The sequence below is a fragment of the Gelidibacter pelagius genome, from assembly GCF_017581925.1.
Classification (GTDB): Bacteria; Bacteroidota; Bacteroidia; order Flavobacteriales; family Flavobacteriaceae; genus Gelidibacter; species Gelidibacter pelagius.
Genome location: NZ_JAGEVG010000014.1, coordinates 1 through 13871, shown reverse-complemented (window position 1 = coordinate 13871; position 13871 = coordinate 1). Strand labels below are relative to the sequence as shown.

Below are 13871 nucleotides of genomic sequence, written 5' to 3'. Positions count from 1 at the left end.
TAATTTTAATGTGAATGCCCGCCACCTTCTGCTTCATTCAGTAACATATAGGTGCCATTCACTACTATTTTTTTATTCTTTAAAGATACTGCGTTTAAAACTTCAACAACATCTTCAGTTTGCAATCCGATGTCTAATTTTACTTTTGTAAAAAAATACTCATCGGAAGTTTCCTTATCCAAAACCAACGCAAAATAATCATTTTCTACCTGAATTATCCCTGTTTTAGGCAATGCAATTCCATTTAAAGCACCTACGATAATCTCAGCTTCAGCAAACATCCCGACAATAAATGCCGTATGGTCATTCTCAATGTGACCATGAACCACAACTCTTCTGTTTGTAGGATCTATAGTGGTACCAACCAAATGCACCTCGGCCTTATAAACACTATCAGAAGCTTCTGGAATTCTAAAATCAATTTCTTGACCTTTCTTTACTTTGAGAATATCCTTTTCAAACACTGACAACTCCAAATGGATGTGGTCCGTATCAATAATTTCCAAAATAACATCTGCAGGAGACACATAAGTACCATTGCTAACATTCACCTTGGTTACAAATCCGGCTATAGGCGCATACAAATTAATGGTGGAAGTGATAGTCCCGTTTTCTACAGTTGTAGGATTAATATTAAGCATCTGTAGCTTCTTTTTAAGTCCATTATAATGCGCCAAACCACTCTTATATTCGCTTTCTGCTTTCAGAAAATTCTTTTGAGAACTTATATTTTCATCATATAACGTCCTTTGACGTGTAAACTCAGATTTCAAGAAATTCAGCTGTTGAGCAATTTCCAAATAGCGTTGTTGGATTTCAACAAATTCTGTGCTTTCCAAGGTAACTAAAAATTGTCCCTTCTTCACCTCATCTCCAATAAGCAATGGGCTTTTAGTGACGTAACCTCCAAGAAAAGTGCTTACACTGGACTGGTTTTGGGTGGGCACTTCAATCTGTCCACTCACCTTCACAATACTATTAAAATCGTGTTCAGAAAGAGTCCCAAACTCCATTTTTTCACTTTGAAACTGCTCTTTGGAAACGACTAGTTCGTCTGTTTCCTGCTGAGTTTCTTCGGTTTGTTCTTCCTTTTTATCATTTCCACAAGCTACCAAAAGCATGAAAATAAATACTATATATAACTGTTTCATTAGTCTAAAATTAAATAATTGATTGTAATAATAGTTTGATTGTAAGCATTAAGATTATCGAGATAGGTCATTTCAATATCCTTTGAGGTCTCAATGCTTTGAATGTATTGGAAAAAATCAATTTCTCCTTCCTTGAGTGTGCGTTCTGCAGTTTTTATGATTTCTTCCGAAAGATGCTTTCCTTGTGTTTCATAATAAATAACTGCCTCATCATATTGCTCCAGTTTGGCGAATAAAGCTTCTTTTTCAGCTTGCCATTTTGACTCGTAATCTTGTTGCCTTTCATCTACAATTTCCTGTGCGATTTTTGATGCCTTTATTTTAGAAGAATTGCCTCCGAATAACAAGGGAATCTTCAGACCCAATTGGTAGCCCACAAAATCCTTGCTCAGGCCATCATTAACACCATGAAGATATTCCACACTTATATCAGGCATTAAACTCTGATTTTCTTGCCGCAATTTGGCATCATAAAAAGATTTGGACTGTTCAAAATAGAGCATTCCAACGTTTTCATTAATAGATTCTGAACGGATTGACAACCTCCGTAACGGCTCATCTGCAACCTCTATAGCTTCAACCTGAACAATTTTTTTCAGAAGTGATTGATACATGACCACCTCCTGTTGCGCCTGTTTATAAAGTGTTTCCAATTGTTTTTGCTTGGATTGCGCAGTGATCATTTCCAAATAATTGGTCTCTCCCAATTCAAATCGTCGTCTGGCAGATTGTGCAAAGTTTTGGTATAAGCTATCTAAAAAATGATAAGATTTTTCCTTGTTTTTGGCATAACTCAAGTTGTAATAAGCCGAATACACTTCTTTTTTCAGGGCTTGAAGTCCAATAGCATGTGCAGATTCCTGCAATCCGACTTTCGCTCTGTTGACATTTCTATCCGCGATATAGGCCGTTGGAAATTTAAAATCTTGAGAAATTCCAAAAACCTTTAAAGGGTCGACATCATTGGCGTTATTTTCATACTTGTAATAAACAGACGTTTTATCAAAACTGAAAGCACTTCCTATTAAAGCATCGGCTTCGTCAATTTGAAGTGAAGACGCTTTTAATCCAGAATTATTTTCAATAGCCAAATTAATAGTCTCTTCTATAGTCAATGGTTTTACCTGTGCGCTCATATGAAATGACAACATGATAAAAACCATAGTAACAATTCCCGTTTTGTTCATTTTTAATGCTCTTTTCCTTTCTACCCAAGCGTATAGCACCGGCAATACCACCAAGGTTAATATGGTAGCACTGATCAACCCACCAATAACCACGGTGGCCAATGGTCGTTGCACCTCAGCACCGGCATTGGTTGAAATAGCCATAGGCAAAAATCCTAAAGCAGCTGCTGAAGCTGTTAACAACACAGGTCTTAAGCGCTCTTGTGTACCACGTTTGATGCGTTCTTCTATATTCATAACACCTTGGCTTTTAAGTTCTTTAAAATGTTCTATCAACACAATTCCGTTGAGGACTGCAATTCCGAAGAGCGCAATAAAACCAACACCTGCTGAAATACTGAATGGCAAATCTCGAATCCATAAAAACAGAATCCCACCAACAGCTGACAGCGGAATAGCAGAGTAGATTAACAAAGCATCGCTGACCGAATGAAACGCGAAGTACAATAGGATGAAAATCAGCACCAACGCTACAGGAACAGCAACCATTAATCGCGCCTTGGCACTTTCTAAATTCTCAAATTGCCCACCATACGTAATGCTATATCCCGCGGACAACTTCAAATTGTTTTCAATAAGGTTTTGAACCTCATCCACCACCGATTGCAAATCACGATTTCTAACATTAACACCAACGACTATCCGACGTTTCGTATCATCTCGTGATATTTGTGCTGGTCCAGTGGTATAAGTAATATCCGCCAATTCACTCAACGGAATCTTTCCGCCGCTTGGAATATCCACATATAGGTTTTTTAGACTTTCAATATTCTGTCGCTGTGACTCTTGAAGTCTGATGACTAAATCAAATCGTTTTTCACCCTCAAAAACGCTCCCAACCGTCCGGCCGGCAAACCCTGCAGAAATCAAATCGTTCAAATCTGCTATATTGACACCATATCGGGCTATTTTACTTCGATTGAAATTGACACTCATTTGTGGTAAACCCTCTACTTTTTCAACAATTATATCAGAAGCACCCTCAACGTTTTGAATCAAGTTTTTAATTTCATCCGCTTTTTGCGACAAGATTGATAAATCTTCACCAAAAATCTTAATGGCAAGATCTGCTCTAACACCTGTTATCAATTCATTAAAACGCATTTCTATGGGCTGTGTGAATTCCACTTCCATTCCTGGGATGACTCGTAGTGCTTCTTCAAACTTATCCGCCAATTCATTTTTTGACGAGGCAGATGTCCACTCTTTCTTTGGTTTCAGTTTGATGATGACATCACTTTCTTCCATTGACATTGGATCAGTTGGCACTTCTGCGGCACCAATCCGAGTCACCACTTGGTCCACCTCAGGAAAATTGTCCAATAGTATTTGTTCAATTTTAGTCGTAATTTCTATCGTTTTGCTCAAGGACGTTCCCGTTTTCAGGACGGGTTGGATCACAAAATCACCCTCATCAAGTGTAGGCACAAACTCACCTCCCATTCGGCTAAAGATCCAACCACTTAAGAGCAACAAGACTACTGAAACTCCAACAACGAGGCGCGTATTCAGTAACGCCCAATTGATTACTGGTCGATATTGCCTGTTTAAGAATCGCATTAAACGTACTGAAATATTGGAATCCTTCGGCTTGGTTGCTTTCAGGAACATTGAGGAAGCCACCGGTACATAAGTGAGACAAAAAATCATGGCACCAATTAAGGCAAAACTAAACGTCATCGCCATTGGTTTGAACATCTTACCTTCTACCCCGCTCAAAGAGAGAATTGGTATAAAAACGATTAGAATAATGAGTTGTCCGAAAATGGCTGAATTCATCATTTTAGAGGCACTTTTTAAAGTGATCTGATCGATTTCAGTTTGCCGATCAACCTTTGAAAGCGATTTAATTTTGGCACTTTGGGTCACAATCTGATAGGCGATAAACTCCACGATAATGACTGAACCATCAATGATAATTCCAAAATCGATAGCGCCCAGACTCATCAAATTGGCATCAACACCAAAAATATTCATCATTGAAATGGCAAACAGCAAACTCAGCGGAATCACAGATGCCACTACCAAACCAGAACGCCAATTCCCCAATAATAAAACCACTACAAAAATGACAATCAAAGAGCCCAAAATGAGATTCTCAGCCACAGTGAATGTCGTCTTGTCGATAAGTTCGGTCCGCTCTAAAAAAGCATTAATATAGACGCCTTCAGGCAAGGTTTGTTCTATGGAAGCCACACGTTCCTTGACAGCATTAATGATTTTTTTGGAGTTTCCATCCTTAATCATCATAATCTGCCCGAGCACCTTCTCACCCTCACCATTCCCTGTAATGGCTCCAAAACGGGTCGCGCTACCAAAGCCAACTTTAGCAATGTCCTTTACATAAATAGGCACACCATCATTTCTGACAACAATATTTTCAATGTCCTGAAGTGATTCCACCAACCCTTCTCCACGTATAAAAAATGCTTGATTGGCTTTTTCAATGTATCCACCACCAGCTATACTATTGTTTTTTTCGAGCGCCTCATAGATCTCCAGAATGGAAATATTCATGGCATTCAACTGTTGCGGATTGATGGCCACTTCGTATTGCTTTAAAAAACCACCCCAAGTATTGACCTCAACCACACCAGGAATCCCTGATAATTGACGCTTTACGATCCAATCTTGAATAGTTCGCAATTCAGTAATGCTATACTTGTCCTCATACCCAGGTTTGACATCAAGGATATACTGATAGATTTCGCCTAAACCTGTTGTAATAGGACCCATTTCTGGGGTTCCGAAATTCTCGGGAATTTTTTCTGATGCCGATTTGATTTTTTCAGCAATGAGCTGTCGTGGTAAATATGTTCCCATTGCATCTTCAAACACAATAGTGACAACGGAAAGTCCAAATTTTGAAGTCGAACGGATCTCAATAACTCCTGGCAAATTGGCCATTTCCAACTCCACAGGATAGGTTATAAACTGTTCGACGTCTTGTGTTGAAAGGTTACGCGACGTGGTAATAACCTGAACTTGATTATTGGTAATATCCGGAACGGCACCAATGGGGATTCTTGTTAAGGAATAAATCCCGAAACCGACCACAAATCCCATAAATAAGAGAATAATAAGTTTATTCCTTAAACTGAATTTTATAATATTTTCTAACATAATTCATATGTAAAGCGTTGCAAGCCGTTTAATAAACGACCGATTTAAAATAACTTAAACTAAAATGAATTATGCGAATTGAGGAGGTTGAAACACAGACGGTTTCTCAAATAAGGAGAAGGATTCTTTATAGTGAAAATTCAGAGGAATTTCAATAAAAGCCTCGTAAGAATCTATAAACTCAGTGTTTTGAAGTGTAAAAGAGGTGTTTATATGACAACAATTGTGATCACTATGTTTGAAGGGTAAATCTTGATGTTCTGAATGATCACTTTCATGCTGCACAGAAGCTTCACCATAATGCTCAGAAAGAAAATCAAAAAAAGAATCGCCGTAGGTTTCCTGATGATAGGATGCATGTTCCATAAGCGCACTGAATTTTGACAAGTCTTCAAAGCTGATATTCAGACTTTGAAAAAGAATCAATACCGTATAAAATATGGCGACTAACTTTGACATGTTAGCAAAGCTACGAAAAAATCTTTATACGTTATGTGACATAAGTCACCTTCTAAAAATAAGCCTTCAATTGAATCGTTCCTGTATGAATAGTTTTGGAAGTTTCTGTCTTACGTCCAAAATAATTCAGGTTTAAGTCTAAAAATGCCGTCAGCTTCCGCTGTGCCAATAAGGTCCATGTGAAATTTTTTCCAGGCTGTAAACCTTCCAGCATTTGATACGATACTGGCGTGTTTGCATTGCCTTCAAAACTATTGTCATAAAAATTAATTTCGCCAGTAAGCGCTACTTTCTGGGCCTTATTGTAGGTGAATGATAATCCGAAATTATTTTGAAGCAAGGTCTCCATATTACCGATGGTATTATCTTTAGAAGTGTATTGGTAAAAGATATCAAAGCGAGCATTTTCATTGAACAAATAAGACAATTTAGGTTGTAGACGAGTTTCGTCTATTTTATAATTTCGAGTCGCAAAATTCTCGCTCAAACTTTGATTTTCTTCTAAACTGGTTTTTAAATTCAAAAGCCAACTTTCGGCGAACTTGTGATTAAAATTGAGTTGATGGCTGTTTAGTTTGCTCTCTTGAAATCCGATGGAAAGTAAAGTCTTCGCTGCATTGGTTAAAAATGTGTAGGACGTGGTGAAGTGTTGTTTCCCTCTATTAAAAAACAGGACGTTTCTAACACTCTTATTCAATGCCAATTGATTCTCATCGCTATCAGCAAACGGATTGAGATCAAAGGCACTGTCTTCTCTTTTTAACTTCCGATCAACCAAATATGAGGTTTGATTATAAAAATGCGACCAAAATTTCTTGCTGCCGCTTCCACTCACCGCCCATTGCTGTGGATTGATGGTCACAGTCTGACTCAATCTGTTTTGATGCGTTTTGACAAATACTTGATTAGGCAACAGCACCCTGATAAATTCGCCTTGATCCTGAAATTGTGCAATTTCAAATTCGTTGAGTTCTTGGATTCCGTTGTTATTATAGTCAATCCAAGTGTAGGCACCTTGACCTGGCTCCACCTTGACATAAGTAAAATCCTGTTGAGGCAGACTTCCGGCATTGGTCTCAAAAACCGTATTCCATAACACTATTTGGGAAAACAATTGTTGGCTAAACGTCACTCTTGAATTTAAGGATTTTTCATTTTCAATAGCTTTATCCACCGATTTTAACGTGCGATAATTGATATAAACCCCTAAATCTGTCGAGGCATTCTGAATGATTTTAGATTTGATATAATAGGTATTGGAACTGCTTACTTTCTCAACACTGTTCATGCGTAAACTGTCGTTCACACGATGTCGATAACCTACCTCGGCAAAAACATTCGTGCTGTCGCCAATCCCATAAAACACTTCAGCCGATTTAAAGCGTTGACTTAATGTCGTTAGTTGGTTGGTGGCAATTTCGCGTTGATCATTATCTTCTGCAGCCAATTTAGTTCCCACCCATTGGTTTTTGAAGTTATAGGTGAATCTATTAAAAGTCCGTAAAAACGTCGATTCCGAGATATCACTTTCACTGTTCAAGATACTGGAATTGGTAAACAGCTGCCATTTACCAAATTTCAAACTGGCAAACGCAATATGTCTATTGCCATTGAAATTTTCAGAATAATTAAGATGCTCAAATTTGTAACTGGCGATACCGTTTTTTGGATGAAACAGATCAAGGCCAGCAGCCAGTAAGTTTTGATTCCCGAGTGGCATCTCCAAATTCCAATCCCGATTGAACTCTGCATAATACAAACGTTGAATGGACTTAAAATCCTTCTGAATTATATCCGCATCAAGTATTGCTGACAAATTCCAAAGACTATCACTTTTTATGACCTCTTGCCGTACGCGAAGTTTTCCAGCGAATCCGTCATTATTATCGTCATCCAAATTTGAAAAGAGGTTCAAATCGTTTTTACTGCCGGCAGCTTCAAAATAAATATCCGTTCTCTCGGTAGGTTTATAGCTTCCATTAACCACTGCAACTTGCAATTTGGTAGGCGCAATCAATTGGACAATCGCTGCATAATTCCCTTGAGGAACACCTGAAACTGGCGACACATACTCATATATATTAGAAACTGCGTTGCTATTGATCAGCACATAATCCCCTTGATTATCGCCAACCAATCGGAATTTCACACTGTATAATTCATCTTCAGAATTATTTGAAAACACATAAATTTCTGCACCATCAACAAGTTCCTTTTTATATAAGATACGATTTTCATTATAAGGTTCAGGCACACCAGAAGGCGCTACCATCAACGATTGATCATCGCCGGCATTGGCCAAAATTTGAACCTGTTCCGGAGATAGATTTTGTTGTAAAGGCTGGTTTTTGGAATCGACTTCTGAATAGACGGAAGCTCCGATTTTAAACTTTTCAGTTTCGACACTTCCACCGCCGAATACTGTAAACCGTGAAAAATTTCGTTCACTAAATTGATAGTCTACAGTTATGCGCATTTCAGAAGTCATCGGGAAGGTCGAGTTGAAAATAATTTCACCAGCATTATAATCGATGATATAATCTTGATTTTCACCACGTTTAATGGGCGTTCCATTCACATAGACCGTTTCACTTCCAGAAACGACCAACACATACAGCTCATTATTTGGACCTCTCAGTTTGTAAGGGCCTTGGTTGCCTTCTTGCGCCCTAAATTGGCTGGTCGTAAATTGGCCTCGTACCAAAGCTCCCGCCGCAAATAAATTGGTTTTGGTAGTGTCGTTGCCCAAATCTACATCCACATTCAAGCCTTGAACGCGTTTGGTGAAACTGGCAAAATACGAGTCATTGTTTTGCAAATCAATATCTCCTGCCCTGATGCGCCAATTATCACTGAACAATTCAATAAACACCTGATCGAATTCATCCAAACGTTGGGAATACCCACTTTCCTGCAAAGGAATATTGGCATCTTGAATAGACGCTCGCAAAGACACCTTATCACTCAACTTTCCAGAAATTTGAAGATCAAGTTCGCTGTTCAATACCGAATTTTGATTGTTGCCAATGGTCACACCTCTTGAAATACTTCCTGAAGTGGTCAATCCATCAAAAGGCGTGTAATTTCTGGTCAAGGTAGATTGCTGCATCTTGTAGAGTTGCTGCATATTATTGGTATTGTCAACGATGATCTTATCGTCAAGCTGAAAATATTTCCGAGTAATAAAGTTTGGATACCTGAGATAATCGATGATTACAGAGTCCGTTCCAACTGGTTTTTTAAAAGTCAGAAGCGCTTTCGAAAAATCGACTTTGTAATAAGAAGTGTCAATTAACACGTTCTTTTTAGTTTTAAGACTGAATTGACTGGAATTGATACTCACAGAGTCAATTTGAACGGAATCTTTCACCGCCATCTTCTTTATCCTATAATTGGACGTTGGTTGCTGCGCATACACACAACAACACGTTAAAAAAAAGATAAGAAGAACAGCAATTTTCATCTAATACATTAACTTCTAAAGACGGATATTATTTTATCGTTAAAATGCCTTTAAAATTATCGTATAAAAGTACAGTATTATTTAAGTTTGTACGAAATCAAGTTTTAACTTAAAGATTCCCATTTTCATGGGAAATGAATATGAAAATCATCTCCTACAACGTCAACGGCATTCGTGCAGCACTCAATAAAGGTTTTATAGAGTGGTTGAAAAGTGCCAATCCAGACGTCATTTGCCTGCAAGAAATCAAAGCGATGGAAGAACAATTGGACGTGTCCGTCTTTGAAGAAGCCGGCTATCCATATCATTATTGGTTCAGTGCGCAAAAGAAAGGCTACAGTGGCGTGGCCATACTCTGCAAAACCAAACCCAACCACATAGAATATGGCACAGGAATTGCTTCAATGGACTATGAAGGACGAAACCTAAGAGTAGACTTTGACAACGTGTCTATTATGAGCCTGTATTTACCATCAGGTACCAACGACGCCCGTTTGCAACATAAATTTGATTATATGGATATGTTTCAAGTATATATTGATGAACTTAAAACAAGAATTCCAAATCTGATTATTTTAGGCGATTACAACATCTGTCATGAAGAAATAGACATTCATAATCCGAAAGGGCTTTCCAACGTTTCGGGCTTTTTACCTGTGGAACGCGAATGGATTGGAAACTTTATGGGTCGTGGATTTATAGATTCTTTCAGACATTTTAATAAAGAACCTGAGAATTATACTTGGTGGAGCTACAGAGCCAATTCAAGAGCAAGAAACAAGGGTTGGCGATTGGATTATGCATTAGTGAGTGTTCCATTACAAGAAAAACTAAAACGCAGCGTTATCTTGTCAGACGCCGTGCATAGCGATCATTGTCCGATATTGCTGGAAATTGAGGGGTGATGATGGGTGAGACCGATGACTGAAGACTGAAGACTGCTGACTGCTGACTGCCGACTAATAACTGAACCTAACAATAAACACTTATAAACATGATTAAAAAATTGTCCCTAATTGCATTAACGCTTGTATTGACCACATCTTGCGTCTCTAAAAAAATCTATACAGATTTAGAAAGCAAATACGCTACTTTAAGGAAAGAAAAGCGAGAAATCGCTGATGAAAATGCTAATCTAAAGAAGGATTTGATCCTGGCACAGAACAGATTGTCACAATTGCAAAAAGATTACGACGATACCACCACCAAACGCAATCAGCTTCAAAAGGATTATGATGTCACGAGTACCAATCTTAGAAATTTGCAAGAATCTTATCAGGCTTTAGAAAAAAACAGTTCTTCTGCAATTGCCGAAAATTCCAGAAAGAACAGAGAGCTATTGGCACAATTGGATGCAAAAGAACAAGCTTTAGCCAATGAAAACTCGCGTTTGCAAAAATTAAAAGAAGATATGGAAGCCCGTTCACAGCGGATTGCAGAGCTTGAAAGCGTGATTGCCGCGAAAGATGCTGCCATGAACAAACTCAAGAATGCGATTTCTACCGCATTGACCAATTTTGAAGGTAAAGGTCTGACCGTTGAACAGCGTGATGGCAAAGTCTATGTCTCCATGGAAAATAAGTTGTTGTTTCAATCAGGCAGTTGGGCCGTGGGCGCCAATGGAAGAGAAGCCGTAAAACAATTGGGAAGCGTATTAGCGCAAAATCCAGAGATTGCTATTCTGATAGAAGGCCATACGGACACCGATCCATATAATGGCACTGGGCCAATGAATAGCAACTGGGATTTATCCACTAAACGTGCTACCGCTATTGTTCAAATTTTAAAAGAAAATCCAGCTATCAATCCAGAGAACTTGACTGCAGCCGGTCGTGGTGAATATGCGCCAATCGCATCGAATGAGACCGCTGAAGGCAAAGCCAAAAACAGACGTATTGAGGTCATTTTAACACCTAAATTGGATGAGATTTCAAGATTGTTGAATGATTAAGTAGCTTCAGACCTGTCAGGTTTTCAAAAACCTGACAGGTCTTTGTATAATCAAAAATGGAAAAGTTTAACTAACAAGGATATCTCCGCTTTTGCAGGGAATACATATGAAATACACTACACTCCCCCACACCAATATAAAAGTTAGCAAACTGTGTTTGGGCACCATGACTTGGGGACGCCAAAACACCCAAGCTGAAGCTTTTGATCAAATGGATTATGCCTTGGACCAAGGCATTAATTTTTTTGATACTGCCGAACTTTATCCCGTTCCGTCAGAACCAAAAACCTATGCAGACACTGAGCGCATTATTGGCAACTGGTTTGAAAAAACAGGACATAGGGACAAGGTGATATTGGCTTCTAAAATTTCTGGACCAGGAGAGTACACGGCTCACATCCGAACCACTGGCTTTAGCACGGAAGCTTTAAAAAGTGCTGTCAACAATAGTTTAAAACGACTGAAGACCGATTATATAGATTTATACCAACTCCACTGGCCAGAACGGAATACCAATACTTTGGGCCAACGCGACTATAAACATGAAGATGACCAATGGCAGGATAATTTCAATGAAATCCTCCACACTCTAGATGGCATTATCGCTTCTGGAAAAATTAGACATATAGGGATTTCCAATGAAAAGGCGTGGGGAACGATGCGCTTTTTAGAAGAGTCCAAATTGCACAATTTACCGCGAATGCTTACTATACAAAATGCCTATTCTTTGATCAATCGGATTTTTGAAGGTGATATGGCAGAAATCGCTATGAGAGAAAATATTGGACTTTTGGCTTATTCACCAATGGCCTGTGGTGTTTTGTCAGGAAAATATATCAAAGGTGAGGATACCGAAAACTCAAGATTAAATCTTCTTACAAGATTTGCGAGATATAGCAGTCCACAATGTACTGAGGCGACCAAAAAATATCTTGCCATAGCAGACCAACACAATTTATCTTTGGCACAGATGTCTTTAGCGTTTGTGAGCCAACAACCATTTGTAACCAGTAATATTATTGGAGCCACTAATTTAAGTCAACTTAAAGAAAATATTGATAGCATAAACTTGAATTTGAGTACGGAGGTCTTAGATGCTATTGAAGAAATTCATAAGGAAATTCCAAATCCATCTGCATAATCAAAATGGGCTTAAACATAAAAAGCGGATCGTGTACGATCCGCTTTTTATATTTCATAGAGTTCTGGAATTATACTGGCTGTACATCCACCGTCTTTTCAAATGTAAATTTCACCTTGCTTGTCTTTTGCGCTCCATTTACATCTCGAAATTGTAAAGTGACGTCATAGGAATATTGGTCTCCCTCTGCATTTGTCTCAATCGTGATTCTTTGAGACGCACAATTAGCTACTAACGTCAAATCATTTCCGATCAAATTCCATGTTCCGGCAAAAGTTAGTTTGTTGGTACAATCATCAGCCGTATATCCTTGTCTAAATTCTAAATTTCTGTCATTCATAAAGTCATACACCAAATCACGGTCACACGCTTCATATTGAGCAAAAACATCGGTAATAGGGTTATCGGTATTGTCGTCCGTAAGATCTATAGCCTCATCTGCTTCCATAGCAACAAGTTTCCAAGTACCAGAAAATTCAGCTTCAGTTGCACTTAATTCACCTGTTAAGGCTTCAGGACAGTCAAATCCATCATCAGAATTACAACTAAAAATAGAAAGGGCACCGATGACGAATAAAGATTTGATAATTAAAATTGATTTTTTCATGTTTTTTGTAGTTTTTGAGTTCATTAAGTAAGATGCTGGAAACACGAAAAGGTTGCTTCTGAAAAGTGGAAATAATTATTTGAATGACGAAGAACTCAGAATAAAACTGTGGAGCTTCTCGATATCAAAGCGATAGAGTTCAATAAAAATAAAGAAAATAACGGGACCTTATTAAAAAGAAAGAACCGAGGTCCCTCAACCTCGGTTCTCCTAATTTGCGTTTTTTATATTGCGTAGATTTAGGGTCACTAAGTCAACAACATATGCAAATATTAATTAATTAATCCATTGAACTAAAACCAAAGTTTCAGTACACTTCAAATGTAATATTATTATTTAAATAATCTGTTTAAATACACATTAAATCGATGAACGACACTAAACTTTAACATTTAACGACTAAAAGATGCATTTTAACGACAAAATGCACTGCAGAATTATACAAATTTATTCATTGAGACTATCATTTTTTAGATATTTGAACGTTAGTTATTAAAATTAAATTGCGAGATGTATCTTCGTAACGTTAAAACTAAACTACTATGGCTGGAAACCATAGGTTTATATCGGTAGACTGAAACATTGCTTCGTGAAATAGCTGGTAAAGAATATTAAAAAATGCAATTATTCGTCTTTCCAATAGCTGTCGGGACGTGGCTAAAACATCCATTGAAACTAAAATAGATATAATGAATCCCGATAGCTCCTTGAATCCGCAAGTCTTCCAAAAAAAATGCCGCAAAACCTTATTGGATAAAGCTTTGCAGCTGTGTAATATTCACTTAAATT

Annotated in this window: 8 protein-coding genes; 3 read left to right on the top strand and 5 right to left on the bottom strand. The window is 38.0% G+C overall.

The genetic code is table 11. The features are described from left to right. Positions 1–5: 5 nt before the first annotated feature. From J4051_RS12370 to J4051_RS12355, 4 genes are all read right to left on the bottom strand, one after another. A complete protein-coding gene (locus J4051_RS12370; RefSeq protein WP_208234191.1) occupies positions 6–1151 on the bottom strand; it encodes an efflux RND transporter periplasmic adaptor subunit in 1146 nt (381 codons plus the stop codon). Continuing rightward, positions 1151–5461, bottom strand: coding sequence for a CusA/CzcA family heavy metal efflux RND transporter (locus J4051_RS12365; protein ID WP_208234190.1), 4311 nt, complete (start codon positions 5459–5461; stop codon positions 1151–1153). Before J4051_RS12365 ends, J4051_RS12370 begins: the two co-directional genes overlap by 1 nt. A 69-nt stretch (positions 5462–5530) precedes the next feature. After that, the gene (locus J4051_RS12360) at positions 5531–5920 is read right to left on the bottom strand and encodes a hypothetical protein (RefSeq protein ID WP_208234189.1); all 390 of its coding nucleotides are present in this window, start codon (positions 5918–5920) and stop codon (positions 5531–5533) included. Positions 5921–5972: 52 nt separating this feature from the next. Beyond that, on the bottom strand, positions 5973–9383 hold the full coding sequence (locus J4051_RS12355) for a hypothetical protein (RefSeq protein WP_208234188.1): 3411 nt from the start codon (positions 9381–9383) through the stop codon (positions 5973–5975). A gap of 140 nt (positions 9384–9523) precedes the next feature. Between J4051_RS12355 and J4051_RS12350 the strand changes: the two genes are divergently transcribed. From J4051_RS12350 to J4051_RS12340, 3 genes are all read left to right on the top strand, one after another. Continuing rightward, positions 9524–10288, top strand: coding sequence for an exodeoxyribonuclease III (locus J4051_RS12350; RefSeq protein ID WP_208234187.1), 765 nt, complete (start codon positions 9524–9526; stop codon positions 10286–10288). Positions 10289–10377: 89 nt separating this feature from the next. Further along, a complete protein-coding gene (locus J4051_RS12345) occupies positions 10378–11334 on the top strand; it encodes an OmpA/MotB family protein (RefSeq protein WP_208234186.1) in 957 nt (318 codons plus the stop codon). A gap of 106 nt (positions 11335–11440) precedes the next feature. Beyond that, entirely contained in the window at positions 11441–12475 is a 1035-nt protein-coding gene (locus J4051_RS12340) for an aldo/keto reductase (protein WP_208234185.1), read from the top strand. Between the two features lie 70 nt (positions 12476–12545). Here the strand turns inward: J4051_RS12340 and J4051_RS12335 are convergent, their stop codons facing one another. After that, positions 12546–13082, bottom strand: a complete 537-nt coding sequence (locus J4051_RS12335) for a DUF5004 domain-containing protein (RefSeq protein WP_208234184.1) — start codon at positions 13080–13082, stop codon at positions 12546–12548. Positions 13083–13871: the final 789 nt, after the last annotated feature.